The organism is Streptomyces sp. NPDC052496, assembly GCF_040679095.1.
Classification (GTDB): Bacteria; Actinomycetota; Actinomycetes; order Streptomycetales; family Streptomycetaceae; genus Streptomyces.
In genome coordinates this window covers 241824-264855 of record NZ_JBFAUH010000008.1, presented here as the reverse complement: position 1 = coordinate 264855, position 23032 = coordinate 241824, and the positions used below count along the sequence as shown (strand labels likewise).

The 23032-nt window shown below is 72.8% G+C and carries 17 protein-coding genes and 1 pseudogene; 5 read left to right on the top strand and 13 right to left on the bottom strand.

Annotation, left to right across the window (positions count from 1 at the left end):
- Positions 1–363: 363 nt before the first annotated feature.
- The 6 genes and pseudogenes from AB0L45_RS14185 to AB0L45_RS14160 form a co-directional block, all read right to left on the bottom strand.
- On the bottom strand, positions 364–1356 hold the full coding sequence (locus tag AB0L45_RS14185; protein WP_365839434.1) for an acyl-CoA dehydrogenase family protein: 993 nt from the start codon (positions 1354–1356) through the stop codon (positions 364–366).
- An 8-nt stretch (positions 1357–1364) separates the two neighbouring features.
- Positions 1365–2501 (bottom strand): acyl-CoA dehydrogenase family protein, encoded by a 1137-nt coding sequence (locus tag AB0L45_RS14180; RefSeq protein WP_365839432.1) that lies wholly within the window; start codon positions 2499–2501, stop codon positions 1365–1367.
- A gap of 62 nt (positions 2502–2563) precedes the next feature.
- Positions 2564–2878, bottom strand: a pseudogene (locus tag AB0L45_RS14175) (amidohydrolase); the annotation flags it as partial.
- 188 nt (positions 2879–3066) lie between these two features.
- Positions 3067–5856: a serine/threonine protein kinase gene (locus AB0L45_RS14170; protein ID WP_365839430.1), complete on the bottom strand. Its 2790-nt coding sequence runs from the start codon at positions 5854–5856 to the stop codon at positions 3067–3069.
- 333 nt (positions 5857–6189) lie between these two features.
- Entirely contained in the window at positions 6190–8427 is a 2238-nt protein-coding gene (locus tag AB0L45_RS14165) for a serine/threonine-protein kinase (protein ID WP_365839428.1), read from the bottom strand.
- Positions 8428–8918: 491 nt separating this feature from the next.
- Positions 8919–10625: a glycerol-3-phosphate dehydrogenase/oxidase gene (locus AB0L45_RS14160; RefSeq protein WP_365839426.1), complete on the bottom strand. Its 1707-nt coding sequence runs from the start codon at positions 10623–10625 to the stop codon at positions 8919–8921.
- 209 nt (positions 10626–10834) lie between these two features.
- On the opposite strand from AB0L45_RS14160, the gene AB0L45_RS14155 reads away from it, so the two are divergent.
- Both AB0L45_RS14155 and AB0L45_RS14150 read left to right on the top strand, forming a co-directional pair.
- Complete coding sequence (locus AB0L45_RS14155; protein ID WP_365839424.1) at positions 10835–12121, top strand: nucleotide sugar dehydrogenase; 1287 nt, start codon at positions 10835–10837, stop codon at positions 12119–12121.
- Between the two features lie 161 nt (positions 12122–12282).
- Positions 12283–12810, top strand: a complete 528-nt coding sequence (locus AB0L45_RS14150) for a hypothetical protein (protein WP_365839422.1) — start codon at positions 12283–12285, stop codon at positions 12808–12810.
- A gap of 73 nt (positions 12811–12883) precedes the next feature.
- On the opposite strand, the gene AB0L45_RS14145 is transcribed toward AB0L45_RS14150, so the two are convergent.
- From AB0L45_RS14145 to AB0L45_RS14125, 5 genes are all read right to left on the bottom strand, one after another.
- Complete coding sequence (locus tag AB0L45_RS14145; RefSeq protein ID WP_003984490.1) at positions 12884–14011, bottom strand: GuaB3 family IMP dehydrogenase-related protein; 1128 nt, start codon at positions 14009–14011, stop codon at positions 12884–12886.
- 73 nt (positions 14012–14084) lie between these two features.
- On the bottom strand, positions 14085–14357 hold the full coding sequence (locus AB0L45_RS14140; protein WP_365839420.1) for a hypothetical protein: 273 nt from the start codon (positions 14355–14357) through the stop codon (positions 14085–14087).
- Between the two features lie 37 nt (positions 14358–14394).
- Positions 14395–15897: an IMP dehydrogenase gene (guaB, locus tag AB0L45_RS14135; RefSeq protein WP_365839418.1), complete on the bottom strand. Its 1503-nt coding sequence runs from the start codon at positions 15895–15897 to the stop codon at positions 14395–14397.
- Positions 15898–16140: 243 nt separating this feature from the next.
- A complete protein-coding gene (locus AB0L45_RS14130) occupies positions 16141–16716 on the bottom strand; it encodes a sigma-70 family RNA polymerase sigma factor (RefSeq protein WP_003984493.1) in 576 nt (191 codons plus the stop codon).
- Between the two features lie 281 nt (positions 16717–16997).
- Positions 16998–17609, bottom strand: coding sequence for a response regulator transcription factor (locus AB0L45_RS14125; RefSeq protein WP_003948568.1), 612 nt, complete (start codon positions 17607–17609; stop codon positions 16998–17000).
- A gap of 379 nt (positions 17610–17988) precedes the next feature.
- On the opposite strand from AB0L45_RS14125, the gene AB0L45_RS14120 reads away from it, so the two are divergent.
- Complete coding sequence (locus AB0L45_RS14120) at positions 17989–18321, top strand: WhiB family transcriptional regulator (protein ID WP_365839416.1); 333 nt, start codon at positions 17989–17991, stop codon at positions 18319–18321.
- A gap of 86 nt (positions 18322–18407) precedes the next feature.
- Here the strand turns inward: AB0L45_RS14120 and AB0L45_RS14115 are convergent, their stop codons facing one another.
- On the bottom strand, positions 18408–19319 hold the full coding sequence (locus AB0L45_RS14115) for a LysR family transcriptional regulator (RefSeq protein WP_365839414.1): 912 nt from the start codon (positions 19317–19319) through the stop codon (positions 18408–18410).
- 79 nt (positions 19320–19398) lie between these two features.
- Here AB0L45_RS14115 and AB0L45_RS14110 point away from each other — a divergent pair, with 79 nt between their 5' ends.
- A complete protein-coding gene (locus tag AB0L45_RS14110; protein WP_365839412.1) occupies positions 19399–20064 on the top strand; it encodes an MOSC domain-containing protein in 666 nt (221 codons plus the stop codon).
- Between the two features lie 83 nt (positions 20065–20147).
- Positions 20148–20921, top strand: a complete 774-nt coding sequence (locus AB0L45_RS14105) for an SDR family oxidoreductase (protein WP_365839410.1) — start codon at positions 20148–20150, stop codon at positions 20919–20921.
- Between the two features lie 81 nt (positions 20922–21002).
- On the opposite strand, the gene AB0L45_RS14100 is transcribed toward AB0L45_RS14105, so the two are convergent.
- The gene (locus AB0L45_RS14100; protein ID WP_365839407.1) at positions 21003–22979 is read right to left on the bottom strand and encodes a DUF2264 domain-containing protein; all 1977 of its coding nucleotides are present in this window, start codon (positions 22977–22979) and stop codon (positions 21003–21005) included.
- Positions 22980–23032: the final 53 nt, after the last annotated feature.

Below are 23032 nucleotides of genomic sequence, written 5' to 3'. Positions count from 1 at the left end.
CACACTCCGTGACCCCGGTGATGCACAGCATGGTTGACGTTCAGTCACCCCAACAAGCGCTTCGGGCATATTCCAGCGCAAGGGAGTATGCGTGGTGCATACTGTGCGACGCGCTTTGCCGGGAGTCGAACAAGAGGGCCTCACGCCCCTCCTTCGAGGGCGGGCGGAGCGCGTTCGGCATCCCGGGCCGGTCGCCACGACCCCACGGGAACAGTTGCGCCTCAGAACCACTCGCACCCAAGGGAGCGTACCCGAGCGGGCCGCCGACTCCCCCCTGTGACGAGTTACGCCTAGGACACAACCCCATATCGACCCTCCGTGACCGCTCGCGTGTACGGAATCCGACATTCCGCACAGAAGGCGCTAGACATCGACATCACCCACCAAAAGCGCCTCGGCGAGCGCTTCCTCCGCCTTTGGGCCGCTTTGCCATTGTTCGACTCGGCACCAGGCCCGCTTGAGATGCAGATGCACGTCGGCCTCCCAGGTGAAGCCCATACCGCCGTACACCTGGAGGCAGTCCCGGGCGTTGCGCACCGCGGCCTCGTCGGCCAGCAACTTTGCGCCGATCACTGCGAGTGACCGTTCGGCGAGCGAAGCCGCATATACGGCACTGCGCGCCATTTCCACCCGTATCAGCATCTCGGCGCACAGATGTTTCACCGCCTGGAACGCTCCGATCCGTACACCGAACTGCTCGCGGCGCCGGGCGTGTTCCACGGCCATCTCGACCGTACGGGCAGCGCTGCCCAGCTGGAGCGCCGCGGTCAGCAGTGCGGCCTCGCGGCGCAGCCGCGGCACGTCCAGAGAGCGCGGCGCGCGGCGCGGGTAGGACACCACGCGCGCGAGCGGCGTGAGCGGGTCGATCGAGCGGACGGGTTCCAGGACGGGCCAGCCGGGAGCGTTCCAGTACGCCTTCCCGGGAGGCTCGGAACACGGGGGAGCGGCGGGCGCCTCCCCCTCCACCAAGATCAACTCATCGCAGTCCCCAGGGTGTTCCCACAGACACCCCCCGCCCGCCCCCGCGTCGCACAGCCCCACCACCCGCTCCCCCGTGGCCACGCCCGGCACCACCCCCGCCAGCAGCTGTCCCGCCACCAGCGGCCCCGGCAGCAGGGCCCGGCCCGCCTCCTCGAAGACCAGCACCGCCTCCGGCAGCCCGAGCCCGACCCCGCCGTCCGCCGCCGGCAGCCGCAGCGCGAAGAAACCGGCCGCGCCCAGCTCACGCCAGAGCGCGCGGTCGAGCACGGGGTTCTCCACGGCCTCCCGCAGCCGGTCCCTCCCGAAGCGCCGCGCCAGCAGGTCGCGGGCTCCCGCCTGCACGGCGCGCTGGTCAGCGGTGGGTCGCAGGTCCACGGCGCCGCTCACCGTCCCTTCGGCAGGCCGAGGATCCGCTCGGCGATGATGTTGCGCTGGATCTGCGACGTACCGGCCGCGATCGTGTACGAGAGGGACGCCAGCCGGTCCGCCGTCCACCGCTGGTCCGCGTCGAGCGCGCCGGCCGCCCCCAGCACCTCGGCGGCCGCGTCGTACAGCTCCTGGCGGGCCTGCGAGTAGCGCAGCTTGAAGACCGAGCCGCCCGCGTCCGGCACCCCGCCCGCGTCCCGGGCCGCGCCGACGTTGCGCTGGATGAGCCGCCACAGGGCCGTGAACTCGGCGTTCAGCCGGCCCAGCCGGCGGCGCAGCACCGGGTCGTCCCAGCGCCCGTTCGCCCGCGCCGTACGGGCCAGCTCGCCGAGCGTACGGCGGCAGGCGACGACCTCGCCGACGAAGGCGGTGCCCCGCTCGAAGGAGAGCGTGACCATGGTGACGCGCCAGCCGTCGTGCTCGGCGCCGACCCGGTTCGCCACCGGCACCCGCACCCCGTCGAGGAAGACCTCCGCGAACTCGGCCGGGCCCGCGAGCGTACGCAGCGGCCGTACGGTGATCCCGGGCGCGTCCATCGGCATCGCCAGCCAGGAGATCCCCCGGTGCCTGGGGGCCAGCGGGTCCGTACGCACCAGCAGCTCGCACCAGTCCGCGATCTCCGCGTGCGAGGTCCAGATCTTCTGTCCGGTGACCACGTACGCGTCACCGTCCCGGACCGCTCGGGTCCGCAGGGCGGCGAGGTCGGAGCCCGCCTCCGGCTCGCTGAAGCCCTGGCACCACACCGCCTCGCCGCGCACGATCGGCGGCAGCCAGCGGGCGCGCTGCTCGTCCGTGCCCTCGGCGGCGATGGTCGGCCCGGCGTGCAGCAGCCCGACGAAGTTGGCGCCCACGTAGGGCGCGCCGGCCCGTTCGGTCTCCTCCAGGAAGATCAGCCGCAGGGTGGGCGAGGCGTCCCAGTGCAGGGCGCCGTACCCGGCGTCGTACAGCCGCCGCTGCCAGCCGAGGTCGTAGGCGCGCCGGCCGGGCCAGTCCAGCGGGTCGGGCCGGGCCGGCAGGTCCGGGAGCGTCTTGGCGAGCCACTCCCGCAGCCGGGTCCGGAACTCCTCCTCCTCGGGCGCGTACGTCAGCTCCATCAGGCGAGACCGAGGTCGGGCATCCGGATCGCGTTGCCGCGCATCAGCTCGTACGCGCTCTCCTCGTCCAGGCCCCGCACGTGGCCGAGGGCGGCCTCCTTGTCGCGCGCCTCGGCGAACGTCTGGCCGCAGAAGCGGGGAAAGGCCGGGAAGTACAGTGACGCCTCGACGTGATGGAGGTCCATGCCCCTGAGCCGCTCGGCCGGATACCGGCATCCGGGGCGCATCTCGGCACGGGTGATGCCGTCCAGCGTCATCCCGTCGCGGTCGAAGCCGACGGCGGCGATGTTGCGCTGGTACGGAAACCGCAGGTCCTCGTGGATCCACCAGTCGGTGGGCGGCTCGTCCGGGTCCATCGTGATCATGTACTTGCCGCCGATCCGGCTCTCCATCTGGTTCCCCTCGTGAGGCTCACGCGGTTCCCTGAACTGGTGCCTGGCGCCCGGCAGGTCGTGACCGAGCGGTACCTGACGGGCCGTCAGGTACGAGGCTAGCCGGGCTCCCACGTGGCGACAAGGCGCGCGGTGCGGGCCGGACGTCCGCTCCCCGACCGGGGCGGGCGTGGCTAGTTGGGGCGGTAGGACCCCGTCGCCTGGTCGTAGAGGCGGTCGACCTCGCGGCGTTCGTTGTCCGGGCCGATGACCTGGACGACGTGGTAGCGCCCTTCGTGGATCATCGCGAGGTTGCGCACGTAGACCTGCCGGCCACTGCTGTCCTGCCAGGTGAAGGTGCCTTCGGCCATCGCGGCCTTGCCGACGTCGATGCGGCGCAGCCCGGAGGAGCCGGACCAGCTGGACTCCCGGTAAGGGGCCAGCTCCGCCTCCTTGTCCTGCTGGTAGGCCATCGGGTCGGTGCCGTAGCGGGACGTGGTGTCACGGCCGGGCACGATCAGCAGCTCGAAGTCGTTCCCCAGATAACGGACCTGGCCGCGCTCGTTCTCCCCGCGGCGCTGCCAGCCCTGGTGGACGGCGACCTGGAAGCCTTCCGGGTCCTTGCGTACCGCGAAGCCTTCGGCGAGGCCGGCGGGTTCGGTCGTCTGCGGCTGCTGCTTGCGTGAGCCCTGGTCGCCGGGCCGGCCGCCGGAACTGCCGTCGGGCGTCGAGCTCTGCGCGCCCACCGCGCCCCCGCGCTCCCGCACACTGCCCGCGCCGTCCTGCCCCGAGCCGGTCTTCGGCATGAACAGCACCGCGGCCAGGATCGTGCCCACGACGAGCAGCAGCACGAGCCCGACGAGCAGCAGCCCGAGGCGGCGCGGGCTGCGACCACCCGGAGGCGTGGCGCCCTCGCTGCGCCTGAGCTGCTTGGCCGGGCGGGGTTGCTTGGGCGCGCGGGCCGGGTCGGATCGGTGCGGGGGTGGGGGTGGGGAGGAGGGCGGGAATGTGGGTGAGGGCGACGGTGAAGGTGAGGCGGGGGGTGGGGGCTGGTGCTGGTTCTGGTGCTGCTGGTGTTGCTGCGGATCCAGGTGCGGGTGCGAATCCGGGTGCGGGTGCGAATCCGGGTGCGGGTACGGGTGTGGGTGCGCGGGATGCTGAGGCTGGGGTGCCGGTGGCGTGCGGTGCTGCGGCTGCTCGACAGGGGTCTCGGTGAGACCGGGCTGGGCGTGCCGGGTGGTCTCCCGGTACGCCGCGGCCGGCCGTTTGCCCTTCGGCTGCCGCGGCGGCTTGGCCGGGCGCTGCGGCCGGGACTGGCGCGCCTTCTTGTGCCGCCCCTTGCGTACGAGTTCGCCCCGGCGCCGCAGGATCGGCAGCCGCCGCGCGTCGCCGGGCCCCTCCAGCGACGGTACGGTCACGACCCGGCTGCCCACCTCCGGCTCCGGCGCGGTACGGATCAGCGACCGCAGCCAGCCGCGCAACTGCTCGAAGTCCGGGCGGTCCGCCGGGTCCTGCCGCATCAGCGACTCGACGACCGGCCGCAGCGCGCCGCACTCCTCGGCGTACGACGGCGGCTCCGAGCACACCAGCTGCACCAGCTCGGCGGCGCTGTCCTCGGGGTAGGCGGAGTGCCCCTGCACGATCCGGAACAGCAGCGCGCCGACCGCCCACAGGTCGGTGGCGGGGCCGACCGGGGGCGCGAGCTGCCAGTTGGCGTGCACCGGACCGGCCTGCTCCGGCGCCCAGCGCTCGGTGACCGGGCCGACGACGTTGATGCGTACCTGCCGGGCCCGCTCGGCGGCCAGGGCCGCGCCCGGACGCCCGTAGGAGCCGGCCGGGGGCTGAGGGACCGGCTGCCGGGGCTGCGCCGGCTCGTCACGCCTTGCCGGCCCGTGCAGCGCCTTGGCCAGCGAAGGGCCCGAAGCGGACGAAGGGCCCGATCCGGGCGCCGGGCGCTGTATCGGCAGCGGGTCCGGTATCCGTACGCCTCCCGGGTGCGGTCCCGGGCCCGGCAGGCTGCCGCCGTACGTGGCGTTGCCCGGCCCCGTCGGAGGTGCCGGCGCGGTGATGTGGTCCCGGTACGGGCTGAAGTGCGGGTCGGCGGGGTGCGCGCGGCCGGCCTCCCGGGGCGCGGGCGGGCCCTCGCCGGTGGCCGTACGGGCGGCCGCCGCCCGGGTGCCCGCCTGATAGGCGGCGATGGCCCCGGCCCGGGCCCGGCGGGCATCCGCTTCGGACGTGGCGCCCGCCCCTCGACCGCCATCCCCTTCCGTGGCAGAAGCCCCTGACTCCCCTGAGCCCCGCGACTCCGCTCCCGCCCCAGCCGCCACGGCCGTCTCCCCCACGGCCGTCTCCCCCGCGGCGCTCTCCGCCGCCTCCTCCCCCGGCACCGGGTCGTACCCGCACAGCGCCTCCTCCGCCGCGCCCGCTGCCAGGCCGGTCAGGATCGCCCGCCCGTCCTCGCAGATCAGGACCGTACGGACGGTGATGTTGCGGTGGGTCCAGCCGTGTGCGTGCAGGGCGCGCAGGGCGGTGAGGAGGTCGGCGGCGACCTCGGCCGCGCGGTGCGGGGTGAGGGTGCGTTCGGCGAGGAGGGCGGCGAGCGGGCGGGCGGCGACGCGTTCGCTGACGATCCACAGGCTGCCGTCCTGGGCGAAGACGTCGAAGACCTGGTCGAGTTGCGGGTGGTCGGGCAGCCGGGCCGCGGCGGTCGCGGCCTCCAGGGCGCGCCGTACGGCGGGGTCCTGCGGCGTACGGTCGGCGCCGGGCGCCCGGTGCCCGTACCCGCCCGGCGCGGCCCGCCCGCCGGGGTACCCGGTGTCCAGGAGTTCGGCGTCCACGACCTCGGGCAGCGGCACCTGCCGGACGAGGACCTCCTGCCCGCTGTACGTGTCGAAGGCGCGGGTCTCGGCGAACTCGTACTCGTCCGCCGGCGGCACCGGCAGGCGGTAGCGCTCGGCGAGCACTCTTCCCGCGTACTCGTCCACGACGCCTCCCCAGCGCGCGATTCACGCCGCCTGCCCGTCTTTGTCCGGGAGCTCCCGGCCCCACCGGTCACCCCGAGTGGTCAAAACCGGTCGGATATCTTCCGATTGCGGCTGCGTACGGTCTTCGGGGTCTCACGATACGTGCCGGGGGCGGGCGTTGAGGAGCGCTCCGGCCAACAGTTCCCCCAGGACGTCGCTCCCGCCCTGCGACCGCAGCCGCGCACACCGCGTCAGCCTGCGCACCTTCCGGTACGCACGCCGCGGAAGACCGTGCATTCACACCTGGAAGACCGGCCCGGGACACCCCGCCAGGCCGGCCCCTGCCCCGAAAGGTCAGTCCTTCACCTGAAAAGTCGCGAACGCGGTGTCCCGCAGCTGCCGGCACTCCGCCGCGTCCCAGGCGTCCGCCTTGCAAGTGATCATGATCGCGTAGCCGTGCTGATCGTCCGCCCGGAAGCCGCGGTTGAGCACGCGGACGTCCTGGCCGCTCTGCTTGCGCGTGAACGACCAGTCGGCGACCGTCGGGTAGCCCCGCCACCCGATCGTCTTGATGTCGATGCGGTGGTAGTTCTGGACGCTGCCGCGGACGGCCGGCTCCAGGCTGCGCCAGGCGGCCGCGGCGTCGCTGCCGGGCTTGGCGTTGTAGTCGATCTGCACGCGCGGGAAGCCGCCCGAGGCGCTGTAGATCGCGCCGGAGTTCTGGCCGGCCGTGTCCGTCTGCTTCCAGCCGGACGGCAGCGCCACGGCGAAGTGGAACCCGCCGTTCGCCACCGTCGCGTAGCCCTGCGGCACGGCCTTGCCCTGCGCGTCGCCGCCCGGCTTGCCGCCCTGGCCGCCGCCCGGCGTACCGTTCGACGGCCGGGACGCGTTCCCGTCGGCGCCCTTGCCCGTGTCACCCGCCGCGTCGCCGTCACCGGACGGGCCGGCCTGGCCGGCGGTGGCCTGGCCCGGGTCGCCCGCCGCCCGGCCGCCGCTCTTCTCGTCGCCGCCGCTGAGCGCGAAGGCGAGCACCGTGCCGAGCACGGCGAGCACCACGACCACCGCGATGATGACGAGCGTGCGGCGGGGTACGACATCGGTGACGGACGCCCGCGGCGGGCCCGCCGGGCGGGTGCCGTCGTCCGCCTTCGGCTCCGGCCGGGCCGCGGCGACCGCGGCGACCGCCGCCTTGCGCACCGCCTGGAGCGCGGCACGGGCCTTCTCCTTGGCGCCCTCCGACTCGAAGCCCGTCCGGCCGGCCGAGCCGACCGCCGTGGGCCAGTTCTTCGGCCCGTTGGTCGAGCCGGTCTGCGCCGACTGGCTGCCGGTGGTGCTCCGCGTCGTCGAGGCGGTCGCCGACGCGCCCCCGGCCACCGTTCCCGTACCCGATCCGGTACGTGCCCCCGGGCCCGCGGCCGTACGCGAGCCCGTGCCCGTACGGGAATCCACTCCCGCACGCGGCCCCGAGCCCGTACGCGTCCCACTGTCCGTGAGCGGAGCGGCGGCCGACGCCGCGCGCGCCCCCGCGGCCGACGGGCGCGAGGTGCCGCGGCCGGCTTCCGGTACGCGTCTCTCGGCTTCCTTGGCGCGCGGCTTGGGCTTCCACTGCGAGCGCGGCGCCGGCGGCTTCGGCCGCTCCCGGTCCTTGTCGCGGCCGCGGTCCCTGGACTTCGCCGCGGGCTCCTCGGGGACGACCGGCAGCGCCATCGCCCGGGTGGCATCCGGAGCGGGTGCTTCCGGTCCGGTGTCCTCCGGCGCGCTGGCCGCGTCCAGGAGCAGCGCCCGCGCCGCCCGTTCGTCGAGCCGCGCCGCCGGGTCCTTGATCAGCAGCCCGTAGATGACCTCTTCCAGCACACCGGCGCTCTTCGGCGGCTCCAGCGGCTCGGTCATCACCGCGGTCAGCGTGGCGATCGCCGACCCCTTGTCGTACGGGGGCACGCCCTCGACACAGGCGTACAGCAGGCCGCCCAGCGACCACAGGTCGGCCGGCGGCCCGGGCTTCTGGCCGCGGGCCCGCTCGGGCGATATGTAGGAGGGGGCGCCGACGAGCATGCCGGTGGAGGTCACCGAGGGGTCGCCCTCGACCTGGGCGATGCCGAAGTCGGTGAGCACGACCCGGCCGTCGTCGGACATCAGGACGTTGGAGGGCTTCACGTCGCGGTGCAGGATGCCCTCGCGGTGGGCGGCGTTCAGCACGTCGAGCACGGCGAGGCCGACCTCCGCCGCCCGGCGGGGCGTCAGGGGGCCGTCGTCGCGTACCACCTCGGCCAGCGAGCGGCCCTCGACCAGCTCCATGACGATCCAGGGGCGGTCGTCCTCGTCGACCACGTCGAAGACCGTCACCGCGCCGTTGTTGCGGATCCGGGCGATCGCCTTGGCCTCCCGCAGCGTACGGGTGATCAGGCGGCGCTTCTCGTCCTCCTCGACTCCGCCAGGGAAGCGCAGTTCCTTGACCGCGACCGTACGGCCGAGCACTTCGTCCCGTGCGCGCCAGACCGTACCCATTCCGCCCCGGCCGAGGACTTCGGCGAGCCGGTACCGGCCGGCGAGCAGCCTGCCCTCCTTGCCGTCCATCTCGACCTCGTCGCCCACTGAATCCCCTCTGCAATCCAGCCGAGTTGGCATCTCGAACACTTGTCGATCACCAAACTGGCCCAACTCGGACAACCCACCCTGGCGGAGCCTTCATTCTCTCTCATCCGCGCCTGTGTGGAAGGCCAGGGTCCACGACTCGGCGCCTGTTGTGTACCCGCCATGATGGCCTGGAAGGGCGGTATCCCTGCTGACGAGGGCATCGTCGGCGCGGTGCCGACGGGCCCCGGGACGGAAAACCTCCGCGGGAACACACGAGGCGACGGGGACGGAACCACGAGGTGCCGCACCCTCCCCGCCGCCTCACATGCCGCTCCCGTCACGCTGTCCGCTCCCGTCGTCCTGTCCGGATCCGCCCCCTCCCTCCTTCACGCACTCCGCCGCCCCCTCGGTTCTCCCCACGTTCCGCCCACCGCACCCGCCCGCACCTTCCTTCGCCCGCTCACCCCCGCCGCCCCTCCGCCCACATCACGTGCCGCGGCGCCCGGGTCCTACAGCGGCACGATGTCCGGTGCCCCCAGCCGCGCCGCGTCGGCGGTCAGGTCGTCCGGCTGCCGCTGCGACTCGCGCTCCGCCTCCACCCGCTTCTCGTAGTGCTGCACCTCGCGGTCGACCTGGTCCGCGTCCCAGCCCAGCACCGGCGCCATCAGCTCGGCGCACTCGCGGGCGCTGCGGGTGCCCCGGTCGAAGGTCTCGATGGAGATGCGGGTACGCCGGGTGAGGACGTCGTCGAGGTGGCGCGCGCCCTCGTGGGTGCAGGCGTAGACGACCTCGGCGCGCAGGTAGTCGTCGGCGGCGGCGAGCGGCTCGCCGAGTGCCGGGTCGGTGAGGATCAGCTCGAAGACCTCGTCGGCCAGGGAGCCGTAACGGTTCAGCAGGTGCTCGACGCGCACCACGTGCAGGCCGGTGCGCGCCGCCGTGTGGGCCCGCGCGTTCCACTTCGCCTTGTAGCCCTCGGCGCCGACCAGCGGCGTGTCCTCGGTGACGCACTCGGCCACCCGCTGGTCGAGCCCGTGCACCGCCTCGTCCACCGCGTCCTTGGCCATCACCCGGTACGTCGTGTACTTGCCGCCCGCGACCACCACGACGCCGGGCACCGGGTGCGCGACGGTGTGCTCGCGCGACAGCTTGCTGGTCGCGTCCGACTCGCCCGCCAGCAGGGGGCGCAGGCCCGCGTAGACGCCCTCCACGTCGTCGCGGGTCAGCGGCGTCGCGAGCACCGAGTTCACATGTTCCAGCAGGTAGTCGATGTCGGCGCTGGACGCCGCCGGGTGCGCCTTGTCCAGGTCCCAGTCCGTGTCGGTCGTACCGACGATCCAGTGCCGGCCCCACGGGATGACGAAGAGCACGCTCTTCTCCGTGCGCAGGATCAGCCCGGTCGTGGAGTGGATCCGGTCCTTGGGCACGACCAGGTGGATGCCCTTCGAGGCCCGTACGTGGAACTGGCCGCGCTCGCCGATCAGGGCCTGGGTGTCGTCGGTCCACACGCCGGTCGCGTTCACCACCTGGCGGGCCCGTACCTCGTACTCACCGCCCGCCTCCACGTCCTGCACCCGGGCGCCGACGACGCGTTCGCCCTCGCGCAGGAAGCCGACCACCCGGGCCCGGTTGGCGGCGTCCGCCCCGTAGGCGGTGGCGGTGCGGACGAGGTTCATCACGAAGCGGGCGTCGTCCATCTGGGCGTCGTAGTACTGCAACGCGCCGACCAGGGCGTCCTTCTTCAGGCAGGGCGCGACGCGCAGGGCGCGCTGGTGCGAGAGGTGCCGGTGGACGGGCAGGCCGCGGCCGTGTCCGGAGGAGACCGACATGCCGTCGTACAGGGCGACGCCGGAGCCCGCGTACCAGCGCTCCCAGCCCTTGTGGGTGAGCGGGTAGAGGAACGGCACCGGCTTGACCAGGTGCGGCGCGAGCCGTTCCAGCAGCAGTCCGCGCTCCTTCAACGCTTCGCGGACGAGCGCGAAGTCCAGCATCTCCAGGTACCGCAGCCCGCCGTGGATGAGCTTGCTCGACCGGCTCGACGTGCCTGACGCCCAGTCGCGGGCCTCGACCAGTCCGGTGTCCAGTCCGCGGGTCGCCGCGTCCAGTGCCGTGCCGGCGCCGACGACTCCGCCGCCGACCACCAAAATGTCCAGCTCCCGTTCGGCCATCCGTGCGAGCGCTTCGGCCCGCTGGGCCGGTCCGAGTGTCGCTGTCCTCACCGCTGCCTCCCGCTGTGGTCGGGGTCACACTCCCCGTCCGTCGATTTTGGCCGCGCCACCGGCCCGGATCCACCCTCCGGCGGGCAGGGCAACACCCCGCCGCACCGGTCCACCAATCCCCATTCTGGGCCAAATGTCCGCTTAGTCTACTTATGCTCTTATGCTTCAACGCCTCATCCGGAACCGCTCGGGAAGGACGGCAGCCAGCCATGCCCGCAGACCTCGCCGTCATCGGACTAGGCCATATCGGTCTCCCCCTCGCCCAGGCCGCCACCCTCGCCGGCGTCCGCACCATCGGCTACGACCCCGGACCGCCACCGGCGTCCGCACCGGGCGAACCGGCGGCCGCGCCCGCAGAAGGGCGCCCGCCCGCCGCGCACAACCCGCTCACCGCACCCGAAATCCGCCGGCTGCTCTCGGCCGGCTTCCGCAGCACCGACGACCCCACCGTGCTCGGCCGGGTCCGTACGGCTGTCATCTGCGCCCCCACCCCACTCGGCGAGGACGGCGCCCTTGACCTGACCGCGGTCGCCGACGCCGCCCGCGTACTGGCGGCGCAGCTGCGCCCGCACACCACGGTGGTCCTCGAATCCACCGTCTACCCGGGCACCACCGAGGAATTCCTGCGCCCCCTCCTGGAAGAGGGCTCCGGCCTGACCGCCGGCCGCGACTTCCACCTCGCCTGCTCCCCCGCCCGCCACGACCCCGGCAACCGCACCCACCGCTACGCCACCGTCCCTAAGGTCATCGGCGGCCTGACCCCCGCCTGCACGGAAGCCGCGGCGGCGTTCTACGGGCGGCTCACCGACAAGGTCGTACGCGCCCGCGGCCCGCGCGAGGCGGAGACGGCCAAGCTGCTGGAGACCAATTACCGGCACCTGAACATCGCGCTCATGAACGAGATGGCAGTGCTCTGCCACGACATCGGCGTCGACCTGTGGGACGTCATCCGCTGCGCCGAGACCAAACCGTTCGGCTTCCAGGCGTTCCGCCCCGGCCCCGGCGTCGGGGGCCACACCGCCCCCATCGACCCCAACTACTACTCCTACAAAGGCCGTTCGATGGGCTACCCGCTGCGCCTGGTCGAGCTGGCGCAGGAGGTGAACAGCCGGATGCCGCGGTACGTCGTACAGCGCTGCGCCACCCTGCTCAACGAGCACGGGAAGTCGGCGCGCGGCGCCCGCGTCCTGCTCCTCGGCGTCACCTACAAGCCGGACACCGGCGACGAGGAAGGCTCCCCCGCCCGCGAAGTCGCCTCCCGGCTCATGGAGTTGGGCGCGCACGTCACGTACCACGATCCGTACGTCCACCAGTGGCAGGTCCGGGACCGGCCCGTCCCGCGCGCCGACGCCCTCTACGAGGCCGCCGCCGGGGCCGACCTCACACTGCTGCTCCAGCACCACCGTACGTACGACCTCCAGGGCCTGGCGGTGAAGGCCCAGCTGCTGCTGGACACCCGGGGAGCGACGCCGACGGGCGCCGCCCACCGGTTGTGACCTGGGGTTCTTCGGCCCGCCGCGAGCCGGCGGGGACAAAACCTGAGTGGACATGTCAGACCGGTCTGTTAATTTGTGTCCGCGCATCGAACGTGTGCGCTTCCACATACCGACCGGTCCCGCGCCCAGCGCCGCGACGGTCGCCACCTCGGGGGAACCTCATGAGTCAGCCCTGGCCGCCCGCGCCCGGACAGCCGCAGCAGCCCCACCAGCCGCCGCAGGCTCCGTACGGCGCTCCCGCACCGGGCGGCTTCCCGCCGCCGATGGCCCCGCCGGCCGCCCGCCAGGGCAACGCCGGGCTGGCCGTCGCGCTCGGTGTCGTCGTCACGCTGGTCGCGGCCGGGATCTACGGCGCGGTCCTCAAGGCCGTCGACGGCGCCTCCATCGGGTACGCGGCGCTCGCCGTCGGCGCGCTGATCGGCGCCGTCGTGGGCAAGGTCGGCGGCCGCGGCGCCGCGCTGCCGGTCATCGCCGCGGTGCTCGGCCTGGCCGGGCTCTACCTCGGCCAGGTCTTCGGCATGGCCCTCATCACGGCCGACGTCGCGCACGCCACGCTCACCGAGACCGTCTTCAGCCACTTCGACCTGGTCCACGCGGTCTGGAAGGAGTACCTCGGCCCGATCGACGTGGTCTTCTACCTGCTGGCGGGAGCCGGCGGCTTCCAGGTCGCCAAGAAGCTGGGCGCCTGACACCCCGCACGACACGAAGGGCCCGGACCGCGCCTCGCGTGCGGTCCGGGCCCTTCGGTGTGTCCGGGTGTGCTCAGCGCTTGTCGTGCTGCGACGGCGCGACCGTCACCTCGACCCGCTGGAACTCCTTGAGCTCCGAGTAACCGGTGGTCGCCATCGCCCGGCGCAGCGCGCCGAAGAAGTTCATCGACCCGTCCGGCGTGTTCGAGGGACCGCACAGGATCTCCTCGGTGGTGCCGACCGCACCCAGGTCCATCCGCTTGCCGCGCGGCACGTCCGGGTGCACGGCCTCCATGCCCCAGTGGTGGCCGCGGCCCGGCGCGTCGGTGGCGCGCGCCAGCGGCGAGCCCATCATCACCGCGTCGGCGCCGCAGGCGATGGCCTTGGGCAGGTCGCCCGACCAGCCCACACCGCCGTCCGCGATCACGTGCACGTACCGGCCGCCGGACTCGTCCATGTAGTCCCGGCGGGCAGCGGCCACGTCGGCCACCGCGGTCGCCATCGGCACCTGGATGCCGAGCACGTTACGGGTGGTGTGCGCGGCGCCGCCGCCGAAGCCGACGAGCACACCCGCCGCGCCGGTGCGCATCAGGTGCAGGGCCGCGGTGTACGTGGCGCAGCCGCCGACGATCACCGGGACGTCCAGCTCGTAGATGAACTGCTTCAGGTTCAGCGGCTCGGCGGCCGAGGAGACGTGCTCCGCGGAGACGGTGGTGCCGCGGATCACGAAGATGTCCACGCCCGCGTCCACGACGGCCTTGGAGAACTCGGCCGTGCGCTGCGGCGAGAGCGCGGCGGCGGTCACCACACCGGAGTCGCGCACCTCCTTGATGCGCTGCCCGATCAGCTCTTCCTTGATCGGCGCGGCGTAGATCTCCTGGAGCCGCTTGGTGGCGGCGTCGCCGTCCAGCTCCGCGATCTCCGCGAGCAGCGGCTCCGGGTCCTCGTAGCGCGTCCAGAGCCCTTCCAGGTTCAGTACGCCCAGCCCGCCCAGCTCACCGATGCGGATCGCGGTCTGCGGCGAGACGACCGAGTCCATCGGGGCCGCCAGGAACGGCAGCTCGAAACGGTAGGCATCGATCTGCCAGGCGATCGAGACCTCCTTCGGGTCGCGGGTGCGCCGACTCGGTACGACGGCGATGTCGTCGAAGGCGTACGCCCGGCGGCCGCGCTTGCCGCGCCCGATCTCGATCTCAGTCACGTGTGTGGCCCTTCCATACGATTACGTCCCCAGTATCCCCGACCGGGGACGCTGGGGACGTATCAGGGCTTGATCACTCTTCGTTTTCGAGGAGCACCTGCGAGGTGTCCACGACGTGGACCACGAGGACTATCAGCAAGCCGTCGCTGATGACGTACTCGATCGCGATGTTCTGGGTGAGCGCCAGCGATCGTGTGTTCTCGTCGTTCGAGATGGGCACCGATATCTTCGGCCGCGGGTCGTCCGCCAGCTTCTTGAGGCCCCGCTCCAGCAAAGCCCTGCGGTCCTCGGGCAAACTGTCGCGGATCTGGGCCGCGCGTTCGCTGTAACTCACCGAGTACAACATCTGACCCCCTTAAACAGGCGTCTCAAGCCTACCGGCTTCACCGCCGCGCGTAGTTCGGCGCCTCGGTCACCATCTGTACGTCGTGCGGGTGGCTCTCCTTCAGGCCCGCCGCGGTGATGCGGACGAAGCGGCCCTTGTCCTTCAGCTCCTCGATGGTCGCGGAGCCGACGTAGCCCATGGAGGCGCGCAGGCCGCCGACGAGCTGGTGGGCCACCGAGCCGAGCGGGCCCCGGTAGGGGACCTGGCCCTCGATGCCCTCGGGCACCAGCTTGTCCTCGGAGAGGACGTTGTCCTGGAAGTAGCGGTCCTTGGAGAAGGAGCGCGCCTGGCCGCGGGACTGCATCGCGCCGAGCGAGCCCATGCCGCGGTACGACTTGAACTGCTTGCCGTTGATGAAGACCATCTCGCCCGGCGACTCCTCGCAGCCGGCCAGCAGCGAGCCCAGCATGACCGTGTCGGCACCGGCCGCGATGGCCTTGGCGATGTCGCCGGAGAACTGCAGGCCGCCGTCGCCGATCAGCGGCACGCCCGCCGCGTTCGCCGCCTGCGCGGCCTCGTAGATCGCGGTGACCTGCGGCACGCCGACACCGGCGACGACGCGGGTGGTGCAGATCGAGCCCGGGCCGACACCGACCTTGATGCCGTCCGCGCCGGCGTCGATCAGCGCCTGGGCGCCGTCACGGGTGGCGACGTTGCCGCCGACCACGTCGACGCGGATGTTGGACTTCACCTTGGCGATCATGTCGAGGATGCCGCGGCTGTGGCCGTGCGCGCTGTCCACGACCAGGAAGTCCGCGCCGGCCTCGACGAGCGCCTGGGCGCGGTCGAAGGCCTCGTCGCCGACGCCCACCGCGGCACCGACGACCAGGCGGCCCTCGGAGTCCTTGGCGGCGTTCGGGTACTTCTCGGCCTTCACGAAGTCCTTGACCGTGATCAGGCCCTTGAGGACACCCGCGTCGTCGACCAGCGGCAGCTTCTCGATCTTGTGGCGGCGCAGCAGCTCGATGGCGTCCTCGCCGGAGATGCCGACCTTGCCGGTGACCAGCGGCATCGGGGTCATGACCTCGCGCACCTGACGGCTGCGGTCCAGCTCGAAGGCCATGTCGCGGTTGGTGACGATGCCCAGCAGCTTGCCCGCCGGGTCGGTCACCGGAACGCCGCTGATGCGGAACTTCGCGCACAGCGCGTCCGCCTCGACGAGGGTGGCGTCCGGGCGGACCGTGATCGGGTCGGTGACCATGCCGGACTCGGAGCGCTTGACCAGGTCGACCTGGTTGGCCTGGTCCTCGATGGACAGGTTGCGGTGCAGCACGCCCGCGCCGCCCTGGCGGGCCATGGCGATCGCCATCCGCGCCTCGGTGACCTTGTCCATGGCCGCGGAGAGCAGCGGGATGTTCACCCGGACGTTGCGCGAGACCCGGGACGCCGTGTCGACCGCGTTCGGCAGCACCTCGGAGGCGCCGGGAAGCAGCAGCACGTCGTCATATGTCAGACCGAGCATCGCGAATTTGGCGGGCATTCCGTCGACGTTGTCAGTCATGACACCTTCCCAAATGGTCTTGCCTCAGCGCGGACACCCATGCTAACGGCCACCACAGGCGTCTCATTCCACGACCGGTGAGGACCGCATCACTTGTGCGTTCCTATGAAATCGCTGCCGTACGGACGTACGTTCCTACGGCTGCACGATCCTTCGACTGTACGTTCCCCCGGGGTGTCCGGTCGCCCCGACCTCCGGCACACCCCGTCCCGACGCGGCCCCTACCGCTCGGCCATGGCCCGGCTACTGCTCGGCCAGCGCCCGCAGCCGGCTCAGCGCCCGGTGCTGCGCCACCCGCACCGCGCCCGGCGACATCCCCAGCATCTGCCCGGTCTCCTCCGCCGTCAGCCCGACCGCGACCCGCAGCAGCACCAGCTCACGCTGGTTCTCCGGCAGGTTGGCCAGCAGCTTCTTGGCCCACTCGGCGTCACTGCTGAGCAGCGCCCGCTCCTCGGGGCCCAGGGAGTCGTCCGGCTGTTCGGGCATCTCGTTGGACGGCACGGCCGTACTGCCGGGGCCGCGCATCGCGGCCCGCTGGAGATCGGCGACCTTGTGGGCGGCGATGGCGAAGACGAACGCCTCGAAGGGCTTCCCGGTGTCCCGGTAGCGCGGCAGCGCGCAGAGCACCGCGACGCAGACCTCCTGCGCCAGGTCCTCGACGAAGTGGCGCGCGTCACCCGGCAGCCGGGACAGCCGGGTGCGGCAGTAGCGCAGCGCGAGGGGATGCACGTGGGCCAGCAGGTCGTGGGTGGCCCGGCGATCCCCTTCCACGGCGCGTGCGACGAGATCGCCGATCTCCTGAATCCCGTCATCGCGCATCGGTCCATGGTGCCTTGGCGCGGCACGATCCGCGGCATCAGGTCCGTACTTGTGCACCGAAGCGTTATGCGCGGCAGGTGCGCCGGCTGTCATCTCCCGCGCCCTCCCCTCGCACCGGATCGGCCCGTCCCCGAGGAACTCCATACCTCAAGGATGCGGCACCGCGCGCCGAACCGGGATGCCGCTCCCGGACCGGCGCCTGCGGGACCGCCTGCCACCCCGCCCGCCACGCGGCGGGCGGGGTTCCTCACTCCCCCGCATCGCTGCACGTCACGGCCGTCCTAGCGGACCAGACCCCAGCGGAATCCGAGCGCGACCGCGTGGGCCCGGTCGGAGGCGCCGAGCTTTTTGAACAACCGCCGGGCGTGGGTCTTGACCGTGTCCTCGGAGAGGAACAGCTCACGTCCGATCTCCGCGTTGGAGCGGCCGTGACTCATGCCCTCCAGCACCTGGATCTCGCGCGCGGTCAGCGTCGGCGCGGCCCCCATCTCGGCGGACCGCAGCCGGCGCGGGGCGAGCCGCCAGGTGGGGTCGGCGAGGGCCTGGGTGACCGTCGCCCGCAGTTCGGCGCGCGAGGCGTCCTTGTGCAGATAGCCGCGGGCGCCGGCGGCGACCGCCAAGGCGACCCCGTCCAGATCCTCGGCGACCGTGAGCATGATGATCCGGGCGCCGGGGTCGGCGGAGAGCAGCCGGCGCACCGTCTCGACCCCGCCCAGTCCGGGCATCCGCACGTCCATCAGAATCAGGTCCGAGCGATCGGCGCCCCAGCGGCGGAGGACTTCCTCGCCGTTGGCCGCCGTCGTCACACGCTCTACACCGGGCACGGTCGCGACCGCGCGGCGGAGCGCCTCTCGGGCAAGCGGGGAGTCGTCACAGACGAGGACGGATGTCATGACCGCCCTCCGCAGCTGATGCGCGTCACCTTGAGCCTCCAGGCTGGTACGTATCGTCACCTGAGCGATCGACCGCCTCGGACACCTGCCCGAGACCTACCTCCGCCAACCGCTTCCGCCCTCTCAACGACGGTCACTCGAAAGAGTTACGGGTTGGGCAGCCGCCTTCGACACTCTACGTGAGGGCCCGGACACGCAGAAGATGCACGGTCGAGCAACGCCCCCCTTCGTACCACCGTGCCCTATTTGGTGGCTTTTCTTCCTTTTTCACGGTGTCTGTGGCTAGATTCGCAATGAGTCATATTTACATCTACTTAGACAGTAGATGTACGGTCGTGAGCACCGAGCCCGAACCGGTATCGCTTCGAGGGGACTAGCAATGGCAGATTTCTCGCGCCTTCCGGGCCCGAACGCAGATCTCTGGGACTGGCAGCTCCTCGCCGCGTGCCGTGGCGTGGACAGTTCTCTCTTCTTCCACCCCGAGGGCGAGCGCGGTGCCGCGCGCAGCGCGCGTGAGACATCGGCGAAAGAGGTGTGCATGCGCTGCCCGGTACGCGCCCAGTGCGCGGCGCACGCCCTGGCGGTCCGCGAGCCCTACGGGGTCTGGGGCGGGCTGACGGAGGACGAGCGCGAAGAGCTGATGGGCCGGGCACGGCACCGGCTGGTGCCGGCGACGGCGGCGGCGGGGCGCCCCGGCGTCGGGGGCGGTTGAGCACACGGACTGAAGAAACGTTTCTTCGAAAACTTCACCCGGACGGCGCAGTCCGGCCAGGTCCCCGCCGAACGCCGCCGCCCGCCCTAGCGGCTGACCGCCCCCGCGAGCCGCCCCAGCATCGCCTCGACCGCCGGCACCTGCGCGAGGTCCGGCAGGGTGAGTGCCACGATCTCGCGCTGCACGCACGGTTCCATCGTGACCGTACGGACCCCCTTGTGCCGTACCGACTCCAGCGCCAGCTCCGGCAGTACGGCGACCCCGAGTCCCGCGCCGACCAGGCCGATCACCGCCGGGTAGTCATCCGTCGCGAAGTCGATGCGCGGGGTGAAGCCCGCCCCCTCGCAGACCTCGACCAGGTGCCGCCGGCAGCGCGGGCAGCCCGCGATCCACGGCTCGCGGGCCAGGTCGGCGTAGCCCGCCGTCCCGGCCCCGGCCAGCCGGTGCGACTCCGGGACCAGCCCCACCAGCCGGTCGACCAGGACCGGCCGGACGACCAGGTCGTCCCACTCCGCCTCGGCGGCCGGGTCGGCGCCGCGCACGTCCGGGTACCGGAAGGCCAGCGTGATCTCGCAGTCCCCGTTGCGCAGCATCTCGACCGACCGCGGCGGCTCGGCCTCGACCAGGGAGACGCGGGTGCCGGGGTGGGCGGCACGCATGGCGGCCAGGGCGGTCGGCACCAGCGTCGAGCTGCCCGAGGGGAAGGAGACCAGCCGCACCCGCCCGGCCCGCAGGCCCGCGATGGCGGCGACCTCCTCCTCGGCGGCGGTCAGCCCGGCCAGGATGCCGGTGGCGTGCCGTACCAGCGCCTCGCCCGCCTGCGTCAGCCGCATCTCGCGGCCCGTACGGATCAGCAGCGGGGTGCCCGCCGACTGCTCCAGGGCCTTCATCTGCTGGCTGACGGCGGGCTGGGTGCAGCCCAGTTCGCGGGCGGCGGCGGAGAAGGAGCCGGTCCGGGCGACGGCGCGCAGCACGCGGAGATGACGGGCCTCGATCATGTTTCGAGCATAAGCGAACCTTGGATCGGGCGGGAAATAATGGGTCGCGGCTTTGGCCGGGTGCCAGTAGCGTGCCGCCATGAAGCTTCTGTCTGTGAACGTGGGGCGGCCGGGGCCCATGGGGTACCCCGGTGCCACGGGCAGTACGGGCATCGGAAAGCAGCCCGTCGACGGGCCGGTGGCGGTCTCCGCACCAGGCCCCAAGGGGGTCGCCGGCAGCGGCCTGGCCGGTGACGCGGTGGTCAACCTCCAGCACCACGGCGGCGACGACCAGGCGGTCTACGCGTACGCCCGCGAGGACCTGGACGTCTGGGAGCAGGAACTGGGCCGCGAACTGCCCGCCGGGCTGTTCGGGGAGAACCTCACCACCAGCGGCCTGGACGTCACCCACGCCCGCATCGGCGAACGCTGGCGCGTCGGCCCCCGGCTGCTGCTGGAGGTGACCTCCGCGCGCATCCCCTGCATGACCTTCCAGGGACGCATGGGCGAGCCGGGCTGGATCAAGCGCTTCACGCAGGCCGGGGTGCCCGGCGCGTACCTGCGGGTCGTCGAACCGGGCGAGATACGCGCCGGGGATCCGATCACCATGGAGCACCGCCCGGACCACGACGTGACGGTCGCGCTCGCGTTCCGCGCCGTGACCACCGCACGCGACCTGCTGCCGCGGCTCCTGGAGGCCGGGGCGGCGCTCCATCCGGAGGAGCGCGAGGCGGCGCTCAAGTACATCCGTACCCAAGAGGCTTGAACCGGATGAACAGGGAGCCGAGGCCCGGCCGGCGGGTACCGGCCGGGACGAGTGACGCGCCCGTATGCGGATAGCGTGCCCGTATGACGACTGCATTGATTACGGGAGCGACGGCGGGCATCGGCGCCGCTTTCGCCCGCCGCCTGGCGGGCGACGGGCACAACCTGGTGCTCGTGGCGCGCAACGAGAAGCGGCTGCGGGAGCAGGCCACCGAGCTGCACGACCGGCACGGCGTCGAGGCCTCCGTCCTGGTCGCCGACCTGGCGACGGACGACGGCATCGCGACGGTCGAGAAGCGGCTCGGCGACCGCACCCACCCGGTGGACCTGCTGGTCAACAACGCCGGCTTCGGCAACAAGGGTGAATTCCTGGACGTGCCGATGGCCGACGAGCTGAAGATGCTCAAGGTGCACTGCGAAGCGGTGCTGCGGCTGACGTCCGAGGCGCTGAAGGGGATGCGCGAGCGGCGCCGCGGCGGGGTCGTCAACGTGGCCTCGGTGGCCGCGTTCGTGCCGCGCGGCACGTACGGGGCGAGCAAGGCGTGGGTCGTGCAGTTCACCCAGGGCGCCGCCCGCGACCTGGCGGGCAGCAACGTACGGCTGATGGCGCTCTGCCCCGGCTTCGTCCGCACCGAGTTCCACGAGCGGGCCGGGATGGGCACCGACAGCATCCCCGACTGGATGTGGCTGGACGCCGACAAGCTGGTGGACGCGGCGATGAAGGACCTGGCGCGCGGCAAGTCGCTGTCCGTCCCGGACCCGCGCTACAAGGCGCTGATGGGCGTGGCGAAGCTGGCGCCGCGCAATCTGCTCGGCGGCATCACCTCGAAGACGGGGCGCAAGTACGGGCCGCAGTGAGGCGGGACGGGGCGGGTCCGGCGGGCAACGGTGTGCCGAAGTAGTCGCGGCTGCCGTTGCCCGCCGTGTGCTGTCCGGCCCTCAGGGGGCGGTGGTGGCGGCCTTGGCGTCCGGGCCGTCGAGCGAGTCGGCCGACAGGGTGCTGGTGGTGCCGTCCTGCCAGGTCACGTGGAGGGTGTGGCGGCCGGTGAGCCGGACCTCGGCCAGCTCGTGGACGGGCGCCGGGCCGGGCTCGGCGGTGAGTGAGGCGAGCGAGACGAAGAGGGCGCCTCCGGGGGCGTCGGGCACGGTGCCGTCGAGGCAGGCGGTGCGGGTGTGGTCGCCGAAGGGCGTACTGCCGGTCGGTACGGTCCTCGGCTGCCCGCCTTCGGTGAAGCCGTGGACCGGGTGGAGCTGGGCGGTGGGCCCGCCGTCCGTGACGGCCCAGCCGGTCTGCCGTACGGGCGTGCCGGGCGCGGCACCGGTGACGAGGTGGACGCGGACCTCGGCGCGGCCGTGCGCCAGGGTCGCGGACCGCACCCGTACGCCGGTGAGTTCGGAGCCGTCCGCGCGGCGCGGGACGTGCGCGGAGGCGGCCCAGCCGGGGCCGCTGCCCAGCGGTTCGACCGGCCCGCGGCCGGTGGGCGCGCCGTCCACGAGCAGCGCGAAGTGGTTGTCGGGGGTCGCGGCGGGGGTGGTGTCGGAGCCGGGGTCGGTGGAGTCGCTGGGGTTTCCGGTGGGCTCCGCTGCCGACGGGCCCGTACGCGTCGAGTAGGCGAACCGCGCGTAGTTCGGGTCGGCCGGGCCGAAGACCGAGGAGCTGCCGTGGTTGTGCAGCCTGACCAGCCCGTCGGCGGCCGTGGACTGCACGAGCAGGCCGGGCGCGCGCAGGGTGGTGACGGCGTCCGCGGTCTCGGCGGGCAGCGGCTCCTCGCGTGCGGTCCAGGCGGGGTGGCCGGCCGGCAGCATCAGGCCCAGGAGGCCCTTGGACGCCCAGTACGGGGAGGCGGGCCCGGAGTAGCCCTGGAGCATGGGCGCGTACGGGCCGTACCAGCCGAGCGGCAGGAGGCCCTGGTCCGTCACGGCGCCGTGGTCCAGGAAGTGCCGCAGGGTGCCGGAGGCGAGGCGGCGGGTGGCGCCGGGGGTGAGCGGGGTGTGGCCGGTGAGCGCGCCGAGCCAGGGGGCGGCGAGGGTCGCGAAACGGTAGGTGAGCGAGCGGCCGAACGGCATCGGCGCGCCGTTGGCGTCGAACATGTGGCGGTAACCGTCGAGGTGGGCGCGCAGCCGTCCACCGTACGTGTCGAGCAGCGCGCGGTCGCCGGAGAGATGGGCGTGCAGGACGGGATAGAAGTGCAGCGCCCAGCCGTTGTAATGGTCGAACGCCTGATTGGGGCCGTCGCTGTACCACCCCTCGCCCCGGTACCAGCCGTCGATACGCTCCAGCGCGCGGTCGACGGACGCCTGCGCGCGCTCCGTCTCGATGCCCGTGTCCAGGAGGAACCCGCCGACGGTCAGGCCGAACAGCCACCAGTTGTTGTCGATGGGCGGCGGGTCGAGGGCGGGCAGCAGCCAGTCCACGGCCCGGGCGCGGACCTTGTCGTCCAGGGTGCCCCACAGCCAGGGGCGGGTCAGCCGCAGGCCGAGGGCGACGGAGGCGGATTCGACGATGGCCTGCCGGGTGTCCGGCATGACCGGCCAGGCGTCGGGGTGCGGGCCGCCGAGGCCCGGCTCGGTCACCGGGTGCTCGGTGCCCGCGGCGAGCCCTTCGGCGTACCGGGCCAGGTAGCCGTGCGGATCCCGGCCGCCGCTGCCGGCCACCCGGAAGGCGGCCGCGAGGAAGGTACGGGCGTACCCTTCGAGGCCGTCCGACCGCGGCCCCGACCAACTCGGGCGGGCACCCGGGAGGTTGATCAGCCCGTTGCGCGGTGACGCGTACGGAACGACCGCGCCCAGGAGGCGGTCGGCCGCGGCTTCCCAGTGCGCGCGGGTCCAGCCGGTGTACGGGCTCAGCTCGCGGTCCTCGGGCGGGAGCGGACCGGCCTCCCGGCCGGCGGGCTGCGGGGGCGGGGGCACGGTCATGGGCGTTTCCCTCACGGTCGACGACCCGAGCATCCTCAACTCGCCGCGATCGA